Genomic DNA, 22607 nt, shown 5'->3' with positions numbered 1-22607 from the left:
TCTGCTCTTCCGTGAATCTCGCTCGTTTCATTCCGTCCGTCCTTTCAAGGGCCGGACTCTAGCTCCGCGTGGAGGAAATTCTCAGGGGCACGTCATGCCGGAACAAGTGCACATGCATGATCAGGCCGGTCTCCTCGCGCACGAATGCACAGATTGCCTGAGCGAAATGGGCCGTTGCCCGTTTTTGGCCAAAGCGGTTCGGAAACAAGAAGCTAGATCCAGCCGATGCGAGGCGAGGCCAATACAGAGCGAGATACTCATCCATCAGCGCGCTGGTGTCAGGCGGCATGGCCATTTCGAGGTCGTCAGGGCCCTTCATCTCCTCGGAGTCAATATGAAGATGGCGAACCTGGTGGCGTCCACGCCCGATCACAACAAAGTGCCGATCTATTTCCAAGGCGGTGAGATTGCTCCCTCGAAGCGCCGCGAAAAGTAGCATCTCGACCGCAAAAGCCAGCATCAGGCGACGCGGATCACTCTTATCGCGCCCCTCGTCCATACGCGCTTCAGCGAAGACCCTGTAGGGAAGGTTCAGCAGCGCCGCTCTATTGGCTGGCACATCGAACTGCCGCAGCCGCGCCAGGTTGCGCTCTGACATGCCAGTACGTTTGCTGAGCTTTTTGCTAAGCCGCTTGGCGCGCTCACGCAATTCAGCGGCGTGAGCGCTGTTTTTCACGGTTTTGTCGGCAATAAGTGAAAGAAGCCAAACCATCTGCTCAAGTGATCGGCATATACCCTTCCGATCTTTTTGGACTCTGAAAGCTGAGATAGCATTTTCAGGGGTGACGAGAACCGACAGGCTTGTGAGACTTTCGATAGGAAAGCCGCTGCAAACCAGAAGGCTTGAGAGGAGGCGTAGCTGACGGCGCCGGAGCGAAATCGTCGTGGGAGCGGACTTATCCTTATAATCGTCCGCGAAAATATCATCCACCGCGTACGACGTCAGAAAGGACTCTACTTCGGCGACATAGCTAGCTGGGAAATCTGTCCAAGGCCGCGAGAAATAGCGTGCATGGCGCTTCAGGGGAATCGTCACTTGAGGCCAGCCCACAACGGCACCGACGGCATCATTCCAGCGGCGGACCGAATTGCGGAACACGGCTTCGTGGTCCTCTTTCAAAGAGCGGTCACGCAGATAAGTTTCGAACTGATCGAAGGTCGCTTCATTGACATTCGTCGGCTGAACCGCATGGCGTGTGCAGTAGCTAGCAAACCGAGAAAGCCCCAGTTGGATAGGCTTCGCAGCTCCCTCAAGAAGGACAGACCATTCAGCGCTGTGGCCGCCGACGTCGCGACCAGGCTCAATTTCGATCCCGCTTTTTCGAAGGTGCGTGGTCACAAGGCTACGGATGCGCGTCCAGCGAGCAGGCGTCATCTTCGGCACCGCGGCAGGCACCGCATCTGCAATGAGTTTTCGAATAACCACCGGATCAGTCGGCACCTGCCCTGGAGCTTTACCAAAGACATCAGACATGCGGTTGAAGGCGCACTTTACCTGATCGGCATAGCGATGCGGCGGATCCTGCATATCAAGGCGAGCGATGACCTCCGCAAAGGTCCTGGGCGTATCCGTCGGATCGTCCAAATCAAAGGCGCGGACCCATCCGCGGCGGACTGACGCCTTCGTGGCGCGCGGAGGATCCGAGGCACGACGTAGAACAAGCATCGCATCAGCAGTTTCTGTATTCATCATCCTATCCTTCTCCATTACGGATACGCGGACACGCGACAGACCAACAATGGACGACGGAACGCGACAGCCCACGACAATAGCCAATACATTTATTGTATAATGGAGGCATATACTCAGCCATTGTTATGGCTATTGTTACTTATGCCGCCATGAATAAGCCCAATAGCGCCCCCATTGGTTGGCCTTTTCTGATTTCCACCACGCAGATCACGCTTCAATTTCGCCCTCTTTCGACAAATACACGATAGTCGGCGGCAGATATCCGGACGCTTTTGCCGAAGCGGTGGACTGGCAATTCGCCGGAAGCCATCCACCGCTCGATCGTTTTGATTGACACCTGGAGGCGTTGTGAAACTTCGGCTTTCGTCATCATCAGACCGAGGTTCGTTGGCACCCTCATCATGCGCGCTCCCAGGATTGGGCCGGTACGAGAGATGCCTCAACGATCAGCGCAGTCTCGATCCAGGCATCAACTGCAGCGGTGTTCCAGGCACTGAATCGGCCGATCTTCACCGGAGGTGGAAAACGACCGGCTGCGATTTCGCGATAGATCCAAGACTTGCCCATGCCGGTCCGCATGAGAACCGAAGGCAACCGTTCGAGGCAGGGGGATTTGATGTCGTGATGCACGGGCTCAGGCTCCCCGTAGGAAATCTGCCTGGCCCATAAGAGGGCTTTACGACACGACCCAGCGTGAGTCGAAACGGTCATTGGCGCCCTCCGGCAGGCGCTCTTGCGGCATCGAGTTGGGCATAAATCCAATCATCGACCGCAGCTGCGCTCCAACGCGAGGCGCCACCCACCTTGCATGGAGGTGGAAAGCGGCCGGCGGCGACCTGTTTGTAGAGCCAAGAGCGGCTCATGCCCGTGCGAGCGACAACGCTCGTCAGCCGCTCAAGGCGGAGGCTATCGACTGACATTAAGATGTCCCTTTTTAAATCGCCTACGCGGGTTGCGCAGACAGGACATCAGCATCGCGTCACGACCGCCGGAGCGGCCCGCTTTTCAGCACAAAAAAAATCGCTTGGCGTTTCAAACGAGAGACAATAACGCCCGTCACGACTTAACGATTTCAGTGACTTATAAAATTCTTTGGGCGCCTTCTTCGGGCTTGCACTTTTTTCGCGGATCGGCCCGACTTACGCTCTGTGCAGCGATAGACAATCCCAAGCTTCGGCGTCCGCATCAGGACCAGACGGAACCTGCGACGACCGCGGCTAATCAGCAAGTGCGTCGATGGAACGAGGTTCATGACCGTCAATCCGTCGTCGGAAAGCGCGTGCAGAAGTCGCCCCAGTCCCTCATCAATGAGGCCCGCTTTTGGAGGAGGTCACCACGCTGGTAGGCGGCTTCCGCCTTGTCTTTCAGTTGATGCGCAAGGGCGTGCTCGATCACCTCCCGGGGGTAGTTTGTCGTTTCGCCAGCCCAATCTCTGAAAGTCGATCGAAACCCATGTTGGGTTATATCCGTATAACCCATGCGCTTGAGTACGGCCGTCAATGACATGTCAGATAGCGGCCCTCCTCGAGGCGCACCGAACACGTGAGGCTCTTTGTCGAAACGCGGCAGGATTCTCAGCAACTGGACCGCTTGAGGCGCGAGCGGGACCCGGTGCTCTTTACCCGCCTTCATACGGTCGGCTGGGATTGTCCAAATAGCGCCCTCCAGATCGAACTCATTCCACAGGGCCCCTCTGACCTCGCCGGACCGCGAAGCGCACAGGATGCTGAACTCGAGAGCACGGGCGCTAGCGCCAGGTCGCATTTGGAGGTCGCGGATCAGCTCAGCGACTTTGTTATAGGGCAGAGCTGCATGGTGAATGACGTCCTGCACACGTCGACGTGGAGGCAGAATTTTATCTAGGTGGCCACGCCATCGCGCTGGGTTGTCGCCATCCCGAAACCCTTGAACCCGAGCCCAGTCGAGGACCGCTTCAATCCGGCCCCGCAGACGACTGGCTGTCTCGGTTTTTGAGGTCCAGATCGGCTGTAAGATGGTAAGCACCGCACGCGTATCCACGTCGGCGACAGCACTCTCGCCAATCGTGGGATAGGCGTAGGTCTTCAAAGTCGCTGACCACTGAGCGGCGTGCTTCTTATTCTTCCAGCCTGCACGGTTCATTTCCACATAGGCCTCCACGCAGGATCCGAAGCTGGTTACAGGCTGCCGCTCTGCCTGATTCTGCAGTCTGGCGTGTTTCCGCTCCTCCACGGGATCAATGCCCCTCCGGATTTGCCGCCTTAAGTCGATTGCGGCATCGCGAGCCTCCGCGAGCGTCACTTCTGGAAACGGTCCCAAGCCTATATCGCAACGGCGTTCACCGACCGTTGCGCGCAGCACCCAAGCTCGACTTGCCCCCGCTATGCGCAAGTGCAAACCATCGACACCGCCAACTGCGTGGCGCCCTTCATCTCTGAGGCGGCTCACGGCCAGTGCAGACAACTCCTTGGCTTTGCGCGGCACGAGCCCCCCCATCAAACCCACTTGTTGTCCCACATAGTATGGTGGATTTCAAGCGACAACCATGGTTGGGCGTGGACGTCTCACAATATTAAGCTATTGTTTTATATTCATATAAAACATCGAGAGATACTTTCGTGGACGTTGGTCAGGCAGACACCCTCTCCGCCACCGGCCTGACGAAGGCCTAGGCCAAGTTCCAACAACATCGAACGAGGCTTCGGCCTTTGTCGTCGGGTGTCTACGCCTGCATCTTGACCTCGTAGGCATTGCGCATTGAATGATCATGATACCGGTGTCAGGATCGCTCTCGTTGGACAGCAGATGGGCGACGACCGATGATCACGCGACGTAAGGCGCTGCTAAGCAGCTTGGCGACCGCAGGTCTGCTTTCGGCGCCCTCCGGCGTTCTTGCGGCGACGGCGCCAAATCGCGTGATGACCACAGCCGGGCCGATCATCGGTCTGCGACAGGACGGGATCAGCGTCTTCAAGGGCGTGCGATATGGAGCGCCGACGCGGCGGTTCCAACCGCCAGAAAAGCCGACGCCTTGGCGCGACCCGGTTCGTGCAACACGTTACGGCGCGGCCAGTCCGCAGCGCGGCGATGAGCCGAATCAAAGCGAAGACTGCCTGTTTCTGAACGTCTGGACACCGGGGACCGACGCGGGTCGGCGGCCAGTGATGGTCTATATCCACGGCGGCGCCTATTCGAGCGGATCGGGATCGGACCCGCTGTATGACGGCACGCGTCTGGCGGCGCGCGGCGATGTCGTGTTGGTGACGCTGAACCACCGGCTGAATGTCTTCGGCTATGCCTATCTGGCGCAACTGGCGCCGGGGTTCGAAGATTCGGGCAACGTCGGCCAGCTGGATCTGATTCTGGCGCTGCAGTGGATACGGGACAATATCGCTGCGTTCGGCGGCGATCCTTCTAGGGTGATGCTGTTCGGTCAGTCCGGCGGGGGCGCCAAGATCGCCACCCTGATGGCGACGCCGGCGGCGCAAGGTCTGTTCCACCGCGCCGCGACCATGAGCGGTCAGCAGGTGACCGCGTCCGGGCCGATCAACGCCACGACGCGAGCCACGACATGGCTAAAGGCTCTGGGCCTGACACCGGATCGGGCGGCCGAAGCGGCGACGATGCCGGTCGAGCGGCTGCTCGAGGCGCAGAGCGCCGAGGATCCGATCCTGGGCTTCGGCGGCCTGTATTTCGGGCCGGTGCTGGATTTCCGCACCCTGCCCCGCCATCCCTTCTATCCCGATGCGGCGCCGCTGGGCCGGTCAATCCCCATGATCATCGGCAACACGCGCGAAGAGACCTTGGGCTTCATGGGCAACGACCCGAATAACGTCGGCTTGACGTGGGACACCCTAGCGGCGCGACTGTCGCCCGGCGTCATGCGGATCGACATCACGCCCGAAGCCGTGATCGCCGGCTATCGCGCCATGCATCCTGAATGGTCGCCCGACCAGGTGCTGATAGCCGCGACGACGGCCGGGCGGTCCTGGCGCGGCGCGGTGATCGAGGCCGAGGAGCGCGCGAAGGCCGGCGCCCCCGCCTGGGTCTATCAACTCGACTTCCCTGGCGAATTGGCCTCGGGTCGCAAGGGCGCCTTCCACACCGCCGACATCCCACTGGTGTTCGACAATGTCGAGGCGTCCGGCTCGCGGACGCGCGGGCCGGGCGCGCAAATCATGTCGGACCGGATGAGCGACGCCTTCATCGCCCTAGCCCGCGACGGCGATCCCAACCATGCCGGACTGCCGCGCTGGGACCGCTATGAGCTGCCCCGTCGCCAGACGATGTTGATGGATATCCAGCCGCGCATGGTCGACGATCCGCGCGGCGACGAGCGGGCCTTCTTCTCGGCCATTCCCTATATCCAGCCGGGAACCTAGAGCGGAAAATCCAGCCGGGTGGCCCAGGCGCGCACCAGATTGGGCCAGACCTGGGCGGGCTTGCCCTGAATCAGGCGAACGCCGAAACCATGGCCGCCTTCCTGGAACAGATGCGCCTCGGTCGGGACAGAGGCGGCTTTGAGCGTGGTCAGCAGTTGAAAGCTGTTCTCGACCGGCACGGACGCGTCGTCGATGGCGTGCAGCAGGAAGACGGGCGCGGCATTGCGCCACTGCATCTGCTCCAAAGAATAGGCCGCGATCCGCTCGGCCGACGGCGTGTCGCCCAGCAGATGCGTCCGCGATCCGGCGTGGACGTACGGGTCCGCCATGGTCGCGACCGGGTACATCAGAACAGTCAGATCCGGTCGCAAGGATGCGCTGTCGGCCGCGTCAATTGGTTCATAGGTCGCATCCGTCCGGACGCTGGCCAACCCCGCCAGATGGCCGCCGGCCGAGGCCCCCAGCACGGCGATCTTATGTGGATCGATAGCATAGTCAGCGGCGCGGCTGCGGATCAGCCGGACCGCGCGCTGGGCGTCCTGAAGGGGTGCGTCGGCCCCGGCCGCCCAGCCGTCAGCCGGCAGGCGATAGCGCAGGACGAAACAGGTCGTGCCGCTGGCGGCGAAGACGCGCGCGACGTCATACCCTTCCTTGTCCAGCACAGCCCAGCGATAGCCGCCGCCGGGGATAAGAAGCATCGCCGAACCGTTCGGCCGCTCGGGGCGAAAGACGGTTAGGATCGGGTCGGTCGTGTACTGGGCGTAGCGGTCGTGGAAGGCGGGATCGGTCGACCGCTCTGGCACCACCGGCGTGACGGTCACGCCCTGCCCGCCCGGGGCGCCGTCGGGCCATAGGCGGATGATCTCGGTTGGGTCCGCCGGACCGGCGCGGCCGCCGTCCGCCACTGTCTGCGCCTTCGCCCCGGATGCGCCGACCACGGCCCCCATCGCCAGACCCAAAAGCGTCCTGCGTTCCAAATCCATCACGGTTCTCTCTTCCTTAAAAGACGACGGCCGGACGATCGCTCGCCCGGCCGCAATCCTTGATGACGTCGCGGCGCTGCGCCACGCAGCCTTTCGTCAGACCTTGGCCAGTTCGTATTTCGGCGTGATCAGGTGAATGACCAGAAGCGCGATCAGATAGGCCGAGGCCGCCACGATGAAGATGGGCGTATAGGTGCCGATCTTTTCCAGGACGTAGCCGGCGTATTTCGCCATAGCCATGCCGCCGATGGCGCCCAGCATTCCGCCGATGCCGACGACCGACCCCACCGCCGAGCGGTGGAAGACATCGCCCGGCAGCGCATAGAGATTGGCCGAGAAGCCCTGGTGCGCGGCCGTCGCCAGTCCGATGATGCCGACCGCAAGCCAAAGGTTTGACGCCTCGGCCGCAAAGGCCACCGGCACGGCGCACAGGGCGCAGATCAACATGGTGATCTTGCGGGCCTTGTTGATGCTCATGCCCCTGTGCATGAAGCGCGACGAAAGCCAGCCCCCGCCAACCGACCCGATGTCGGACAGCAGATAGATGGCGACCAGCGGCGGGCCAAAGGTCTTCAGGTCCAGCCCATAGGTCTTGCCCAGGAAGTCCGGCAGCCAGAACAGGAACATCCACCAGATCGGATCGATCAGGAACTTGCCCAGAGCATAGGCCCAGGTTTCCTTGACTGTCAGCAGTTTGGTCCATTTGACCTTTTCGACAACGTCGGCCGGGTCCTGCTCGATATAGGCCAGCTCAGCCGCTGACAGCTTCTTCTGCTCACGCGGCTTGCGATAGACCAAGAGCCAGATCGGCAGCCAGATCAGGCCCAAGGCCCCGGTGATGACGAAGGCCATCTGCCAGCCAAAGGCCAGCACGAGGCCCGGAACGATCAGAGGGGTGACGATGGCGCCGATATTGGTGCCGGCGTTGAACAGGCCCGTGGCGAAGGCGCGTTCCTTTTTGGGAAACCACTCCGCGACCGCCTTGATGCCGCCGGGGAAGCCGCCGGCCTCACCGACGCCCAGCACCATCCGCGCCATCATGAAGTGCGACAGGTCACGCGCCGCACCGTGCATGATATGACCGATCTGCCAGATGCCGAAGGCGATCCCCAGCCCCCAACGCGCGCCGATCCGGTCCATGATCCGGCCCCACAACAGGTAGGCCACGGCGTAGGATGCCTGGAACCAGAAGACGATGTCGGCATAGTCTGTTTCGGACCAACCGAATTCGGCCGAAAGGGTCGGCTTGAGGAAGCCGATCATCTGACGATCGACGTAGTTGATGACCATGGCCGCGAACAGCAGCCACATGATGATCCAGCGATACTTGCCGGGGGATGGCGCCTTGATCTGGATCGGCGGCGCGACGGAGGCGTCTGACATGGTTATGAAAACCCGTTCCTGAATATTCCTCGACACGTCCCTGCTCTTTTCCGTCCCTGAACGGCGGCGGGGTAGGCGTCCGATGATGTTACTGGGCTTCGGCCCTGACGACCGAACAGTGAAGTTCTGCGATATCCTTGAAGATGCACACGGCCTCGTCGCCCGCGTGAACACGGTGGACGCCGGTGACAGCGCCGGTCGAAACCAGCGTGCCCGCCTTCAACGGACGGCCCCATCGCGCGCAGTGTTCCAGCAAAAACCGCACAGACTCCATCGCGCCGCCCGCGAGGGACTGCGACCCTCCGGTTCCGACGCTGGCGCCATTGATCACCGTTTCGACCTCGATGCCGTCCAGACGCTCGCGCCAGTTCTCGACCTCGGGACCGATCATCAGTCCGCCATTGTTGCCGAAATCGGAGGCGACCACGGCGGAGCCCAGGTCGTTGATCGTCGAAAGCGGACTGCCGGCCAGCTCGACGCCGATGAAGACCTTGTCCACGGCGCCCATCGCGTCTTCGATGCTCCAGTCGGTCTTGGCTGGATCGGCGTCGGCGCCGATCCGAGCAATGAACTCGGCTTCCACCGCCGCGAACCCGCCCTCGATTTCGGGCAAAGGCACGACCGTATCGCCGGGCGCCGGCCAGACATTGCGCGCGAAAATGGCGCCGGCCAGACGATGGATCCCCAGCTTCGGCTGCTGCTCGGGCGGGACACCGCCCACCTTCCAGCCCACGACCTCATCGGGAAACAGACCGATGGCGACGTCCTGGATGGCGTAGGATTCGGCCATGCTCTGGGGAATCACGCCCGGATAGTCGGGCGTGCTGCGCGCCGCCAGACGCGCGGCGACAAACTGCTGTGCGATCGCCGCCGGGTCGGCCGACAGCGCGTCGTCCTGGCTCGCAAGAGAGGGGGTCGAAGTCAAAGGTGTCGCCTCATGAATAGGCTCCGATAAGAGCGACGAAGGAAACCGGTGTCAATGCGCTTTAACGGAGCCCCATGGCGTCGGCCGCGAGTCGCGGCTATGCCTTCAAGCTGCACATAGGGAAGGAGCCGAGCCTTGGCTCAAGACGATCCGCGATCCGGCAAGCCGGGCAAGCGGGCAACCATCAACGATGTCGCCCGTGAGGCGCAGGTCTCCAAGAAGACCGTCTCGCGGGTTATCAATCAGTCGCCGTTCGTCAAGGAAGACACGCGCGAAAAGGTCAACGCCGTCATCAAGGCTCTGGGGTTCACGCCTGATCCACAGGCGCGCGGCCTGGCGTTTCGACGCTCGTTCCTGGTCGGTCTGATCTACGACAACCCCAGCCCGACCTATGTCGTGAACATGCAGCAAGGCGTGCTGGATGCGCTGAAAGGGTCCGGCCTGGAACTGGTCGTTCATCCTTGCAATCGCAACTCCCCTACCCTGCTGGAAGACATCAGGGGCTTCGTCGAGCGCCAACGTCTGTATGGCGTCATCATGCCGCCGTCGGTGTCCGAGGACGAACAGGTCATCGACCTGCTGCGTGATCTCGACTGCCCCTATGTCCGCATCGCCTCGGTGGCGTTGGATGAACCTCAGGCGATGGTGGTCACCAATGACTGGATCGGCGCGGCAGAGGCGGCGGCGCATCTGGCCGACCTGGGACACAAGCGAATCGGTCTGGTGCGCGGGCCGGACCTGTTCCGGTCATCGGCCGTGCGGGGCAAGGGGTTCCTGGACGCTCTGGCCGAGCGCGGGATCCCGCTGGACCCGGCTTACGATTTCACGGGCGCCTATACGTTCGAATCAGGTGTGGAGGCGGGCCACGCCCTCTTGGCGCTGGAAACGCCGCCGACCGCCATCTTCACCCTCAACGACGACATGGCCATCGGGGTTATGCAGGCGGCGCGAGATCGCGGCCTTGAGCTGCCGCGCGACCTGTCCGTCGTCGGCTTCGATGATCTGCCGATGGCGGCGCGGGTTTGGCCCAACCTGACTTCGGTGCGCCTGCCGATCCGCGACATGGGACGGATGGCGGCTGAAAAGCTGCTGGCGCCGATGCGCGGCGTCGATCCAGCCAAGATGCAGCAGCCGGAAGTTCGACCGGCCCTGGTGGTGCGCAAGTCGGCAATCCCGGCAAGCTGAGTCGGGGCGGCGCGGGGGAGCGCGCGCCGACCGCTCTGCCTCAGGCCGTTTCGAGCGCAGGCTTGGCGGCGAGAACGCCCTTCAGATAGTCGCGAATGCCTTCGTCGGTGGCGTTGGCGAAGAAGTAGTCCTGGAATTTCTCGCCGGCGATGGCGGCCTTCAGCAGGTCCTGGTCCATCGTCTTCAGAACCGTCAGCATGTCGTGGCAGGTCACCGACTTCAGGTCGCTGAGCACGCCGCGATTCTTGCGCATGATCTCGGCGCGTTCCTTGGGATAGCCCAGGCCCCGCTCGCCCTCGAACAGCTTGCGATACACGTCCTGCAGATTCAGTTCAGCAGCCCAGCCGAAGCCCTTGGCATAGGGCATCGAGATGGCGTTGCCGTCGTTGATTTGGCCGAACAGGAAGGCGTCGGTCGGGTCGATCACCAAACCGCAGAAGACGCCCGGCATGCTGTTGCAGGCCAGCATCGAGCCCATGCCAGTTCCGCAGCCGGTGACGACGAAATCGGCTGCGCCGGAGTTCAACAGAATGCCCGTCAGCACGCCGTTCATGACGTAGGTCAGCGAGGCCTTATCGTCGGCCGCGTACATTCCATAGTGGAAAACTTCATGGCCTAGCGGTTCGGCGACAGCGGTTAGAGCGGAATGCACCGTCTCGCTTTTGGCGGCCTGGCTGTTTTCGATGATGAGAGCGATCTTCATGGGGGAATCCTCAAGACGGTGGCGAAGCGATGCCGACATATGTGAGCGGCGTTGGTCTAATCGATTGCATCATTATATGACACCGGTTACCTAGTCCACAGAAGGACGGGCGCAAGATCCGTTTCGGTGGCTCGCGCTGCGAGTTCGCAGGGAGAACGGCATGTACGACCCCATGTACGACAAAGTCTATCAGGCCACCCATCCCGACATGATGGACGGGGCCTCGAACCAGCAGCTGCGCGATCGCTATCTGATCCAGGGCCTGTTCGTTCCGGGCAAAATCAGCCTGAACTACTCCCACCACGAGCGCATGATCATCGGCGGCGCGACCCCGGCTGAGACCGCCCTGAACCTGCCCACGCAGTCGGAGCCGCCCTCATTGGCCGGTGCGCCATTTCTGCAGGCCCGAGAACTGGGGGTGGTCAATATTGGTGGCACCGGTTCGATCACCGTTGACGGCGAGACCGTCAAACTGAGCTTTCGAGATGGCCTCTATGTGCCGATGGGATCGACAGACATCAGCTTCGCTTCCCAGAACCCCGCCGAGCCGGCGAAATTCTATCTGGTCGCCACGCCCGCCCACGCTCGCTACGATCTGACAAAGATCTCGATCGACGAGGCCGTGCCGCTGGAAATGGGCTCGCTGGAGACGTCGAACGAACGAACCATCTACCAGTATGTCGTGCCGGCGAAGGTGAAGTCCTGCCAGTTACTGCTGGGCGTGACGGTGCTGAAGCCCGGCTCGGTGTGGAACACCATGCCGCCTCACATTCATGACCGCCGCTCGGAAGCCTATCTGTATTTCGGTCTAGGCGGAGACGACCGAGTCTTTCACTTCATGGGCGAACCGGACAAGTCGCGCCACATCGTCATTGCCGACGGGGAGGCCGTGATCTGCCCGCCGTGGTCGATCCATACCGGCGCAGGCACTTCGAACTACACCTTCATCTGGGGCATGGGCGGCGAGAACCTCGACTACACCGACATGTACAAACTCGACATCTGCCAGCTGAAGTAATCAGGACAAGAGGAAGAAAAGCATGAGCAATCCATTCGACCTGACCGGCAAGGTTGCCCTGGTGACCGGCGGCAATGTCGGCCTGGGCCAAGGCATCGCCCTGGCTTTGGCTGAGGCGGGCGCCGACATCGTCTCGGTCGCCCTGTCGGAGTCTGACGACACGGTCGCCAAGGTACAGGCGATGGGCCGTCGCGCCCACGCTATCAGCGCCGACCTGACCTCGATCGAGCCGGTCGAACGCGTCGTGCAGGAAACTCTGGCCGCCATGGGCCGGATCGACATCCTGGTGAACAACGCCGGCCTGATTCGCCGCGCCGACGCCGTTGACTTCACCGAGGCCGACTGGGACCTGGTGATGAACATCAACCTGAAGACCGTCTTCTTCATGAGCCAGGCGGTGGCGCGCCTGTTCATCAAACAGGGCGAAGGCGGCAAGATCATCAACATCGCCTCCATGCTGTCCTTCCAGGGCGGGATCCGCGTGCCGTCCTATACGGCGTCCAAATCGGGCGTCGCCGGCCTGACCAAACTGATGGCCAACGAATGGGCGCCGCACCGCATCACCGCCAACGCCATCGCCCCCGGCTATTTCGCCACCGCCAACACCCAGGCTCTGCGCGAGGACCCGGTCCGTTCGGCCGAGATCCTTGGCCGTATCCCGGCCGGGCGCTGGGGCGAGCCGTCGGACCTGGGCGGCGCGGCCGTCTTCCTGGCCAGCCGGGCCTCCGACTACGTCCAGGGCGCCATCTTGCCGGTCGACGGCGGCTGGCAGGCGCGCTGATCCGAGGCTAGCGTTGCGATCATGACCCAGGCTGCATCTTCCCGCCGCATCCTCTGCTTCGGCGAGATGCTGCTGCGGTTTTCGCCCAACGCCAACGAACTGCTGATGCAGTCGCCTGCCCTGACGGTGCGTCCGGCCGGCGCCGAGGCCAATGTCGCCGTGTCGCTGGCCCGCTTCGGCGCGCCGACCGGCATGGCGACGGTCCTGGCCGACAATGCGCTGGGCCGCGGCGTGCGCGACGAGGTGCGTAAGCACGGGGTCGACACCTCTCAGGTCGTCTTCAAACCCGGCCGCATGGGTCTGTATTTCCTGACGCCCGGCGCTGTGCGTCGTCCGTCGGAAGTTCTCTATGATCGCGCCGGATCGGCCTTTGTCGAACATGTCGATACGGCCTTCGACTGGGACCAACTTCTGGACGGCGTGGAGTGGCTGCACGCCTCGGGCGTGACGCCGGCGACGGGGCCGAATGGCTCGGCCGCCGCCGTCGCCCTCATCGAGGCCGCCGTCAAGAAGGGTGTGAAGGTCAGCTATGACGGCAACTTCCGCGGCAAGTTGTGGGAACAATGGGATGGCGATCCGCAGGCCACGCTCGGCAAGATGCTGGCCGGCGCCACTGTCGCCTTCGCCGACGACCGCGACTTCGCCCTGGTGCTGAAGACGACATTTGACAGCCCGGACCCGGCTGTGCGTCGTCGTGAAGCCGCCAAGGCCGCCTTCGCCGCCTTCCCGCGCCTGCAACGCATCGCCTGCACCCTGCGGGTTCAGGACAGCGTCGCCGATCAGGCCTTGTCGGCGGTCATGCTGACGCGCAATGGGGTAGAAGTGATCGAAACCAGAGCCGAGGCCATTCACATGGTTGGCGTCGTGGACCGGGTCGGCGGCGGCGACGCCTTCGCCTCCGGCGTGCTGTACGGCCTGTGGAGCGGCTGGTCGGACCAAGAGGCCCTCGACTTCGGTCTTGCCGCCGCCGGCCTGAAGCACTCCGTGCCCGGCGACTTCAACCTGTTCACCGCCGACGACGTGCGCGCCGCCATGGGCGACGGCGGGTTCGATATCCGCCGCTGAGGCTGCGAACATTGAGATTGGGTGGAGGCCGCATGGAGAAGCCGATGCGACCTTTTCCAATCGCGCCGAGGGACTAGGAAACCGGTGTCAATCATGCTTCAGTAACGGCTCGAAACGGTCGGTAGAAACCGTGCGAGAGAGGTCACACCAGGAGTTTCCATGTCCGTCATGTCCATGAACCGCCGCGCTCTTTTGGCCGCGGGCGCCGCCGCCACCTTCGTCGCCGCTTCAGGCCCCGCCCTGGCCCAGGCATCGCCAGAGCGCGCCGCCATTCTGGACACCATGAAGCGCGCCGCTCGGTTCATGAGCGAAGAGGCCGCCGTCGAAGGCGGCTATGTCTGGCAATATCTGCCCGACTTCTCGCGCCGTTGGGGCGAGCTTGAGGCCAACCCGACGATGATCTGGGTCCAACCGCCGGGCACCGCGACCGTGGGCCATCTGTTCTTGGACGCCTATCACGCCACCGGCGACGAGTTTTACTATGAAGCGGCCAAGAAGGCTGCGGACGCCCTGGTCGAGGGTCAGCACCCGCTGGGCGGCTGGAACTATGTGATCGACACTGCCGGCGAGGAGTCGCTGAAGCAGTGGTATGGTACGGTCGCCGCCAACGCCTGGAGGTTGGAGGAATTCCACCACTACTACGGCAACGCCACCTTCGACGACGCGGGCACAGCCGAGGCGTCGCAGCTGTTGCTGCGGATCTACCTTGAGAAGAAGGATCGCAAATATCTGGCGCCGCTGAACAAGGCGATCAGCTTCGTGCTGGAAAGCCAGTACGAGAACGGCGGCTGGCCCCAACGCTATCCGTTTGTCGAAAACGGAGGCCTGCACGGCCATGCGGACTATACGCCGTACATCACCTTCAACGACGACGTGGCCGGCGAGAACCTGGAGTTGCTGATCTACGCCTATCACGGCTTGGCGCGGAACGTGCGGGGCGATGCGAGGATTCTGGACGCCATCAATCGCGGCATGGACATCTTCGTGAGGACCCAGCAGCCGCAGCCGCAGCCCGCCTGGGGCCTGCAGCACTTCCCCGACACGCTGAAGCCGGCGGGCGCCCGGACCATCGAGCCCCAAGCCTTCGTCACCCACACCACCGGCACCAACATCAAGTCGATGATAGGCTTCTATCGCCTGACGGGCGACCGCAAATATCTGGCCCGCCTACCCGAGGCGATGGACTGGCTGGATCAGGTCGCGGCCAAGCCGCCGCTGAACACGCCGGGCCGCACGCACCCGACCTTTATCCTGGAAGGCGCCAACACCCCGGTCTACATCCACCGGCGCGGGTCCAACATCGCCAACGGTCAGTATTACGCCGACGACAACCCCACCAATCTGATCGTGCACTATGGCTCGTTCCGTAACGTGGACACCCCGGCCCTGCGCGCCGAATACGCGCGTTTGTCGGCCATGCCGATCGATGAGGCCACGCGCGGTTCGCCGCTGAAGGCGCGCCCGGGCTCGCTGAACCTGCCCAAGTATTTCACGCTTCAGGACGTCGATGTCTGGGACATGTCCAGCGACGCTCGTCGCCCGACCGCGCCTCACGCCGGTCGCGCGGCCGAAGTCATGGCCGGGCTGAATGCGCGCGGCTATTGGCCCACGCCGCTGACCACGACGTCAAACCCGTACAAGGGTCCCTCTCCCATTGCCGTGACCGGCGGCGAATACCAGATGACCCGCGTCGGCGACCTGTGGGACACCTCGCCTTACAATACCGACTTCCCGGTAGAGGGCGTCTCCACCTCGGTCTTCATCCGCAACATGGGCGACCTGATCGAGGCATTGGGGGCTTAGGACTTGCGAAGATGTGCGCTGTCCCCGCTTTCACGGCGGGGATGAGCACTGATCCTGCGTCAGATCGCCAGCATTTCGCGGGTCATGCCCGCGATCGACTTGGCGCCGGTCAGGGTCATGGCGACGCGCATTTCCTTTTCGAACAGGTCCAGCAGGTTTTCGACGCCGGCCTGACCGTTCGCCGCCAGGGCATAGATAAAGGCTCGGCCCAGCAGGACAGCGTCAGCGCCCAGGGCGATGGCGCGGACAACGTCCAGCCCGTTGCGGATGCCGGAATCCACCAGAATCTTCAGCTCGCCCTTCACCGTGTCGGCGATGGCGGGCAAGGCGCGGGCCGAGGATAGCACGCCATCCAACTGACGCCCGCCGTGGTTCGACACCACGATGCCGTCTGCGCCGAAGCTGACGGCGTCGCGGGCGTCCTGTGGATCCAGTATGCCCTTGATGATCATCGGCCCGTCCCAGAAGTCGCGGATCCATTGCAGATCCTTCCACGAGATCGAGGGATCGAAATTGTCGGCCAGCCAACCGATGTAGTCGGCCAGACCCGTCGGCTTTCCCAGATAGGCCGAGACATTGCCGAGGTCGTGCGGCGTGCCGCGCACCCCGACGTCCCAGGCCCAGGCCGGATGGGTCATGGCCTGGACCATGCGGCGGATTTCGGCATTGGGGCCGCTCATGCCCGAATGGGCGTCGCGATAGCGAGCGCCCGGCGTCGGCATATCGACAGTGAAGACCAGGGTCGTCACCCCCGCCGCCCTGGCCCGCTCCAGCGCATTCCTCATGAAACCGCGATCGCGCAGCACATAGAGCTGAAACCACATGGGCCGGTCGATAGTCGGCGCGACCTCCTCGATCGGGCAGACAGACACGGTCGACATCGTGAACGGCACGCCGCGCGAGGCCGCCGCCCTGGCCGCCTGCACCTCTCCCCTGCGCGCATACATGCCGGTTAGACCGACGGGGGCCAAGATGACGGGCAGGCGCAGGGTCTCGTCGAACAGCTTGGTCTCAAGGCTGAGGCTGGTCATATCCTGCAGCACGCGTTGGCGCAGGGCGATGGCCTGCCAGTCCTCGACGTTGCGGCGCAGGGTCTGCTCGGCATAGGCGCCGCCGTCGATATAGTGAAACAGGAAGGGCGGCAGCCTGCGCCGCGCGGCCTCGCGATAGTCGCTGGGGGACGAGATGATCATAGCCGCGCCTTACTGGAAGTTGGCGAAGGCCCCGCCGTCGACCAGCAGGGCCGCGCCGGACATGTAGGACGCCATGTCCGAGGCCAGGAAGGCCACGACCGAGGCGATGTCCTCGGGCCGGCCCAGACGCCCAAGCGGAATGCGGCCTTCCATATATTCGCGCTTTTGCGGATCGGCGAGGTCGTCCTTGTTGATGTCGGTGGCGATGGTGCCCGGCAGGACCGAGTTGCAGCGGATGCCGTGACGCCCTAGGGCGACGGCGCAGGACTGCATCAGGCTGTGCACCCCCGCTTTGGTCGGCGTGTAGTGGGTCTGCATCTCGCCGCCGACCAGGGCCGAGATCGAGCTGATGGCGACGACGGCGCCACCCTCCCCCTGCTTGACCATCTGATTGGCGGCTGCCTGCACCATGTAGTAGGCGCCGTGAAGATTGACCTCCATCGTCCGGCGCAGGGTCTCGACCGGCATGTCGAGGAAGGCGTGGAACGGACAGATGCCGGCGTTGGAGACGAAGACGTCCACCCGGCCCAGCGCCTGAACGGCGGCGGCGATGAAGGCTGCCGCGCTCTCGGGCTGGGCCACGTCGCCGTCGACGGCGATGGCGCGGCGGCCCAGCGCCTCGATCTCGGCAACCACCTCGGCGGCAGCTGCCTCGTCTCGGAAGGTGTTCAGGGCGACATGCGCCCCTTGGCGCGCGGCCTCGATCGCCGTCGCCCGCCCGATGCCCCGCGATGCGCCCGTGATCAGGACGATCTTGTTTTCAAGCAGCATGGGGGCTCCGGCGATGGTTCGGTTCAGGGCTTGGGCGACCAGCCCAGGTCGGCGCTGATCGCGTCGGCGGCCTCGGTCACGGTCTTGGTCAGTTCGGTCATCCGTGCATCGGACATATATTGCGCGGCGGAGGACACGCTGAGGGCGGCGACGATCTGGCCGTTCACCGAACGGATAGGCGCGGCGACGCAGCGGATCTGATCCTCGTTCTCTTCCAGATCGAAAGCGTAGCCCTTCTGGGCGTAGCCATGCATCCGCTCAAGCCAGACCGCGCGGGCCGACGAGTCGAAGGCGGCGCCCGGCTCGGCGTAGAAGTCGATCCATTCCGGCTCGGTCTTGTCCAGAATCAGCGCCTTGCCCAGGCCGGTCGAGGCGATGGGGTGCCGCTCGCCCAGACGCGAGCCGATGTTGATGCGACGCCGGCCGGGGACCTTGTCCAGATAGAGCGCATGGCGGCCGTCCAGCACGCCGAGGTGCACCGTGTCGTCCGTCTGGGCCGACAGCTGTTCCAGCCAGGGCCGGGCCACGCGCGGCAGATGCATCTGCTGGCTAGCGGCGTGGCCCAGTTCCAGCAGTTTGGGACCGAGGGAATAGCCCTCGCGCGGGCGGAACGACAGCAGGCGACGCTCGACCAGCGCCGAGGCCAGACGGTGCGTCGTGCTGCGGGTCAGCTCAAGCTTTTCAGACAATTCCGCCAAGGGCAGAGAGCCTTCGATGAGTGCGTCGATGACATCCAAACCACGCAGCAGGGTCTGGCTGCCGGACGCCTTGGCCCCCGCTTCTTCTTCCCCATCGACCTGCACGGTCTTGATTGACGCCGATCGTCCCATTTCGTAATCCTCATTCTCAGAATGTAGCAAAACGCGCAAGTCGTATGGGGCTACAGAGGGGACATTGACGTGACGCAAAGGGGAAAGCCAGTGAAATCCCGCATTATGGGAGCCGCTCACTATTTTTCAGTGATTGTGCGATGATCCGACCGCCTCGCATCAAACACGTTCGCGCCTTTGTCGTGAAAAACGACGGAACCGGGGGCGGCGCCGACTACCACGATCAGGGCGACGGCCACTGGATCGACGATCACATCGCCACGCCGATGGCGAAATATCCTGAATACCGCCAGAGCCGCCGAAGTTTCGGCATCAACGTCTTGGGCACTTTGGTCGTCGAGATCGAAGCCGAGAACGGCGTGGTCGGATTTGCGGTCACGACCGGCGGCGAACCGGCGGCCTATATCGTCGAGAAACACCTGGCCCGCTTCCTGGAAGGTCGCGACCCGTCCGAGGTCGAGAAGATCTGGGACCAGATGTATTTCTCGACACAGTACTAAGGCCGCAAGGGGTTGGTCGTGAACGCCATTTCCGGCGTCGATCTGGCGCTGTGGGACCTGCTCGGTCGTCTGCGTCAGGAGCCGGTCTTCGCCATGCTGGGCGGGGCGGTGCGAGACGAGCTGACCTTCTACGCCACAGGCGCGCGGCCCGACAAAGCCAAGGAACTGGGCTTCATCGGCGGCAAGATGCCGCTGCACCACGGCCCGGCCGAGGGCGAAGAAGGCCTGCACAAGAACATCGCTGAACTTGAAGCCATGCGGAACGCCTGCGGCGACGACTTCTGGCTGATGTTCGACTGCTGGATGGCGCTGGACCTCAACTACGCCACGCGGCTGGCCCACGAAGCCCACGAACTGGGTCTGAAATGGATCGAGGAGGCGCTCAGCCCCGACGACTACTGGGGCTATGAGGCGCTGAAGAAGAACGCCCCCAAGGGGATGCTGGTCACGACCGGCGAGCATGAGGCCACCCGCTGGGGCTTCCGCATGCTGCTGGAAATGGAATGCTGCGACATCATCCAGCCGGACGTGGGCTGGTGCGGCGGCGTCACCGAACTGCAGAAGATTTCGGCCTTGGCGGACGCGAAGGGCGTGCTGATGATCCCTCACGGCTCGTCGGTCTATTCCTACCACTTCGTGGTGACGCGCCATAACAGCCCGTTCGCCGAATTCCTGATGATGGCCCCCGGCGCCGACGAGGTCGTGCCGATGTTCCATCCGCAACTGATCGGCGAACCTGTCCCCGTAAACGGCCGCCTGAAGGTTCCAGATACGCCCGGCTTCGGCGTCGAGCTGAACCGCGACATCGCCCTGCATCGCCCCTACGCGCGTTAAGACGAAAGCCCTTCCTCCACCATGAAACTGCTGCGTTACGGCCCCAAGGGCCAGGAAAAGCCGGGCACGCTGGACGCCGAGGGCCGCATCCGCGATCTGTCGGGCGTTATCGCCGACATTACGCCGGACCAACTGCATGGCCCGGCGCTCGACGCGCTGAAGGCCGTCGACCCGACCACCCTCCCTTTGGTCGAGGGCCAGCCCCGCTACGGCGTGCCGGTCAAGGGCAGCCGCAAGTTCATCGCCATCGGCCTGAACTTCGCCGACCACGCGGCGGAATCGAACCTGCCGATCCCGGCCGAGCCGGTTCTGTTCACCAAGGCCATCACCTGTCTGAACGGACCGAACGACGACGTGGTCATCCCGCGCGGCTCGGAAAAGACCGACTGGGAGGTCGAGCTGGGCATCGTCATCGGCAAGCCCGCCTCTTACGTCTCCAAGGCCGAGGCCCTGGATCACGTCGCCGGCTACGTGCTGATCAACGACGTGTCCGAGCGCGCCTATCAGACCGAGCGGGGCGGCACTTGGGACAAGGGCAAGGGCTGCGACACCTTCGGCCCCGTCGGCCCCTGGATCGTCACCACCGACGAGGTCGGCGACGTGCAGAACCTGGACATGTGGCTGGATCTGAACGGCAAGCGGATGCAGACCGGGAACACCCGGACCATGATCTTCGGGGTCGCCGAAATCGTCTCCTATCTGTCCGAGTTCATGACGCTGGAGCCGGGCGACCTGATCACCACCGGCACCCCGCCCGGTGTGGGTCTTGGCCAGAAGCCGCCCCTCTATCTCAAACCGGGCGACACGGTCCGTCTGGGCATCCAGAAGCTGGGCGAACAGGGTCAGACCTTCGTGGAGTGGACGCAATGAGCGCCTATCAGGGCCGCTTTTCGGGCCGCACCGCCGTCGTCACCGGCGGCGCGTCGGGTCTGGGTAAGGCCGCCGCCGCCCGCATCGTCGCCGAGGGCGGCAAGGTCGTGCTGTGGGACCTCAACGCCGAGGCGCTGACGGCCGCGGCCGCCGAGGTCGGGGCCGCCCATGTGATGGCCCTGGACGTCGCCGACCCCGACGCCGTCGCTGCTGCGGCCGAGGCCTCGGCCCAGGCGCTGGACGGCCGCATCGACATCCTGGTCGCCTCGGCCGGCATCACCGGCGCCACCGTCCCGGTGCAGGAGTTTCCGATCGATAGTTGGAAGAGGGTCGTCGACATCAATCTGAACGGCGTCTTCTACTGCTGTCGCGCCGTCGTGCCCTACATGCTGGAGGGCGGCTATGGCCGCATCGTCAACGTGGCCTCGGTCGCGGGCAAGGAGGGCAATCCGAACGCAAGCGCCTATTCCGCCTCCAAGGCCGGCGTCATCGGCTTCACCAAATCACTGGGCAAGGAATTGGCCGGCAAGGGCGTCATCGCCAACAGCCTGACCCCCGCCATCTTCGACAGCCCGATCCTGGAGCAACTGCCCCGGAGCCAGGTTGACTACATGCGCTCCAAGATCCCCATGGGCCGCCTGGGCGAAGTCGAGGAGAGCGCCGCCATGGTCTGCTTCATGGCCTCCGAAGAATGCAGCTTCACCACCGCCTCGACGTTCGACACGTCGGGCGGCAGAACGACCTATTAGGACGCACGCGTGGCTTCGGACCTTCGCATTGTCGACAGCCACGTCCACCTGTGGGACCTATCGCGTGCGCGCTATGGCTGGCTTCAGGACGATCCCCTGCCGAACAATCCGGCGGGAGATATGTCGCCCATCGCCAACGCAAACTATCTGCTGGAGGACTACCTGACGGACACGGCCGACTGGCGCGTGGACAAGATCGTCCATGTCGAGGCCGGTCAGCCCGTCGGTCAACAACTGGCCGAAACCGACTGGCTTCAGTCGCTTGCCGATAACAGTGGTTATCCGCACGCCATCGTCGCCGGCGCCGATATGCTGGATCCCGACCTGGACGCCCTGCTGGAGGCCCACGCCGCCAGGCCGAACGTACGCGGCGTGCGCCAGATCGTCTGCTGGCATGAAGACCCGCTGAAGACCTACACGATCCGCGATCTGTTGCGTGATCCGAAATGGGTCGAGGGCTTCGCCAAGCTGGCGCGCCACGGTCTGTCGTTCGACCTCCAGCTCTATCCGGCACAGATGGCGACCGCCGCCATCATCGCCGCGCGCCATCCCGACATCCCGATCATCGTCAACCACGCCGGCCTGCCGACCGACCGGGACGCGGCAGGGATGGAGCGCTGGCGAACCGGTCTGCGCTTGCTGGCCGCCCAGCCTCAGGTCTCGATCAAGATCTCGGGCCTGGGCATCACCGACCGCGCCTGGACGCCCGACAGCATACGCCCCATCGTTCTGCCGTGCATTGAGGCCTTTGGAACCGAGCGCGCCATGTTCGCCTCCGACTTCCCGGTCGAGAGCGTCCACGGCACCTTCCACGCCTTCTATTCCGCCTTCGACGCGATCACGACCGACTTCTCGGTCGACGAACGCGACCGCCTGTTCGCCGCCAACGCCGAGGCGATCTACCGTATCTGACCCATCCGCCTAAGTCGCATCAAGACGGCGAGGCCCGAGGAACACCAG

General features: G+C 63.5%; 21 protein-coding genes and 1 pseudogene. 10 read left to right on the top strand and 12 right to left on the bottom strand.

Annotation, left to right across the window (positions count from 1 at the left end):
- Nucleotides 1–58 precede the first annotated feature (58 nt).
- The 5 genes from HF680_RS09065 to HF680_RS09045 form a co-directional block, all read right to left on the bottom strand.
- Nucleotides 59–1693: a hypothetical protein gene (locus HF680_RS09065; RefSeq protein WP_185224819.1), complete on the bottom strand. Its 1635-nt coding sequence runs from the start codon at nucleotides 1691–1693 to the stop codon at nucleotides 59–61.
- Nucleotides 1694–1907: 214 nt separating this feature from the next.
- Complete coding sequence (locus tag HF680_RS16260) at nucleotides 1908–2063, bottom strand: helix-turn-helix domain-containing protein (protein WP_371929779.1); 156 nt, start codon at nucleotides 2061–2063, stop codon at nucleotides 1908–1910.
- A 29-nt stretch (nucleotides 2064–2092) separates the two neighbouring features.
- Nucleotides 2093–2323, bottom strand: coding sequence for a helix-turn-helix transcriptional regulator (locus HF680_RS16180; RefSeq protein WP_317134033.1), 231 nt, complete (start codon nucleotides 2321–2323; stop codon nucleotides 2093–2095).
- A gap of 77 nt (nucleotides 2324–2400) precedes the next feature.
- Nucleotides 2401–2613: a helix-turn-helix transcriptional regulator gene (locus HF680_RS16255; protein WP_185224816.1), complete on the bottom strand. Its 213-nt coding sequence runs from the start codon at nucleotides 2611–2613 to the stop codon at nucleotides 2401–2403.
- Nucleotides 2614–2950: 337 nt separating this feature from the next.
- Nucleotides 2951–4156 carry a tyrosine-type recombinase/integrase gene (locus HF680_RS09045; RefSeq protein WP_185224815.1) on the bottom strand — a complete coding sequence of 402 codons (1206 nt, stop codon included), beginning with the start codon at nucleotides 4154–4156 and terminating at the stop codon, nucleotides 2951–2953.
- Nucleotides 4157–4491: 335 nt separating this feature from the next.
- On the opposite strand from HF680_RS09045, the gene HF680_RS09040 reads away from it, so the two are divergent.
- Nucleotides 4492–6054, top strand: coding sequence for a carboxylesterase/lipase family protein (locus tag HF680_RS09040; protein WP_185224814.1), 1563 nt, complete (start codon nucleotides 4492–4494; stop codon nucleotides 6052–6054).
- Here the strand turns inward: HF680_RS09040 and HF680_RS09035 are convergent.
- From HF680_RS09035 to HF680_RS09025, 3 genes are all read right to left on the bottom strand, one after another.
- On the bottom strand, nucleotides 6051–7037 hold the full coding sequence (locus HF680_RS09035) for an alpha/beta hydrolase (RefSeq protein WP_185224813.1): 987 nt from the start codon (nucleotides 7035–7037) through the stop codon (nucleotides 6051–6053). The two genes, HF680_RS09040 and HF680_RS09035, sit on opposite strands and share 4 nt — an antisense overlap.
- A gap of 96 nt (nucleotides 7038–7133) precedes the next feature.
- Nucleotides 7134–8420 (bottom strand): MFS transporter, encoded by a 1287-nt coding sequence (locus HF680_RS09030; RefSeq protein ID WP_185224812.1) that lies wholly within the window; start codon nucleotides 8418–8420, stop codon nucleotides 7134–7136.
- 88 nt (nucleotides 8421–8508) lie between these two features.
- A complete protein-coding gene (locus HF680_RS09025) occupies nucleotides 8509–9345 on the bottom strand; it encodes a 2-keto-4-pentenoate hydratase (protein WP_235968900.1) in 837 nt (278 codons plus the stop codon).
- 135 nt (nucleotides 9346–9480) lie between these two features.
- On the opposite strand from HF680_RS09025, the gene HF680_RS09020 reads away from it, so the two are divergent.
- A complete protein-coding gene (locus HF680_RS09020) occupies nucleotides 9481–10530 on the top strand; it encodes a LacI family DNA-binding transcriptional regulator (RefSeq protein ID WP_185224811.1) in 1050 nt (349 codons plus the stop codon).
- A 40-nt stretch (nucleotides 10531–10570) separates the two neighbouring features.
- Here HF680_RS09020 and HF680_RS09015 read toward each other — a convergent pair whose 3' ends face one another.
- Nucleotides 10571–11233 carry an RpiB/LacA/LacB family sugar-phosphate isomerase gene (locus HF680_RS09015; RefSeq protein WP_045811471.1) on the bottom strand — a complete coding sequence of 221 codons (663 nt, stop codon included), beginning with the start codon at nucleotides 11231–11233 and terminating at the stop codon, nucleotides 10571–10573.
- A 172-nt stretch (nucleotides 11234–11405) separates the two neighbouring features.
- Here HF680_RS09015 and kduI point away from each other — a divergent pair, with 172 nt between their 5' ends.
- The 4 genes from kduI (at nucleotide 11406) to HF680_RS08995 (ending at nucleotide 15900) form a co-directional block, all read left to right on the top strand.
- Complete coding sequence (kduI, locus tag HF680_RS09010) at nucleotides 11406–12251, top strand: 5-dehydro-4-deoxy-D-glucuronate isomerase (RefSeq protein ID WP_185224840.1); 846 nt, start codon at nucleotides 11406–11408, stop codon at nucleotides 12249–12251.
- A gap of 22 nt (nucleotides 12252–12273) precedes the next feature.
- Nucleotides 12274–13032 carry a 2-dehydro-3-deoxy-D-gluconate 5-dehydrogenase KduD gene (gene kduD, locus HF680_RS09005; RefSeq protein WP_185224810.1) on the top strand — a complete coding sequence of 253 codons (759 nt, stop codon included), beginning with the start codon at nucleotides 12274–12276 and terminating at the stop codon, nucleotides 13030–13032.
- A 21-nt stretch (nucleotides 13033–13053) separates the two neighbouring features.
- Complete coding sequence (locus HF680_RS09000; RefSeq protein ID WP_185224809.1) at nucleotides 13054–14097, top strand: sugar kinase; 1044 nt, start codon at nucleotides 13054–13056, stop codon at nucleotides 14095–14097.
- 159 nt (nucleotides 14098–14256) lie between these two features.
- A complete protein-coding gene (locus tag HF680_RS08995; protein ID WP_185224808.1) occupies nucleotides 14257–15900 on the top strand; it encodes a pectate lyase in 1644 nt (547 codons plus the stop codon).
- Nucleotides 15901–15959: 59 nt separating this feature from the next.
- Here HF680_RS08995 and lldD read toward each other — a convergent pair whose 3' ends face one another.
- Genes lldD through HF680_RS08980 form a run of 3 tightly spaced genes read right to left on the bottom strand, consistent with a single transcriptional unit; the run spans nucleotide 15960 to nucleotide 18694 of the window.
- Nucleotides 15960–17093, bottom strand: a complete 1134-nt coding sequence (gene lldD / locus HF680_RS08990) for an FMN-dependent L-lactate dehydrogenase LldD (RefSeq protein ID WP_185224807.1) — start codon at nucleotides 17091–17093, stop codon at nucleotides 15960–15962.
- 9 nt (nucleotides 17094–17102) lie between these two features.
- On the bottom strand, nucleotides 17103–17864 hold the full coding sequence (locus HF680_RS08985; RefSeq protein WP_185224806.1) for an SDR family NAD(P)-dependent oxidoreductase: 762 nt from the start codon (nucleotides 17862–17864) through the stop codon (nucleotides 17103–17105).
- Between the two features lie 23 nt (nucleotides 17865–17887).
- Nucleotides 17888–18694, bottom strand: a complete 807-nt coding sequence (locus HF680_RS08980) for an IclR family transcriptional regulator (protein ID WP_185224805.1) — start codon at nucleotides 18692–18694, stop codon at nucleotides 17888–17890.
- A gap of 140 nt (nucleotides 18695–18834) precedes the next feature.
- On the opposite strand from HF680_RS08980, the pseudogene rhmD reads away from it, so the two are divergent.
- The 4 genes and pseudogenes from rhmD to HF680_RS08960 all read left to right on the top strand — a co-directional run bounded on the left by rhmD (nucleotide 18835) and on the right by HF680_RS08960 (nucleotide 22559).
- Nucleotides 18835–20028: pseudogene (gene rhmD / locus HF680_RS08975) on the top strand (L-rhamnonate dehydratase).
- A gap of 21 nt (nucleotides 20029–20049) precedes the next feature.
- Nucleotides 20050–20898, top strand: coding sequence for a fumarylacetoacetate hydrolase family protein (locus HF680_RS08970; protein WP_185224804.1), 849 nt, complete (start codon nucleotides 20050–20052; stop codon nucleotides 20896–20898).
- The gene (locus HF680_RS08965; protein ID WP_185224803.1) at nucleotides 20895–21647 is read left to right on the top strand and encodes an SDR family NAD(P)-dependent oxidoreductase; all 753 of its coding nucleotides are present in this window, start codon (nucleotides 20895–20897) and stop codon (nucleotides 21645–21647) included. The genes HF680_RS08970 and HF680_RS08965 overlap by 4 nt, the downstream gene beginning before the upstream one ends.
- A gap of 9 nt (nucleotides 21648–21656) precedes the next feature.
- The gene (locus HF680_RS08960; RefSeq protein ID WP_185224802.1) at nucleotides 21657–22559 is read left to right on the top strand and encodes an amidohydrolase family protein; all 903 of its coding nucleotides are present in this window, start codon (nucleotides 21657–21659) and stop codon (nucleotides 22557–22559) included.
- Nucleotides 22560–22607: the final 48 nt, after the last annotated feature.

Origin of the sequence: Brevundimonas huaxiensis (assembly GCF_014218725.1) — a bacterium.
GTDB lineage: Bacteria > Pseudomonadota > Alphaproteobacteria > Caulobacterales > Caulobacteraceae > Brevundimonas > Brevundimonas huaxiensis.
Note: the sequence above shows the minus strand (reverse complement) of the source record. Positions and strands in the feature narration are given on the sequence as shown.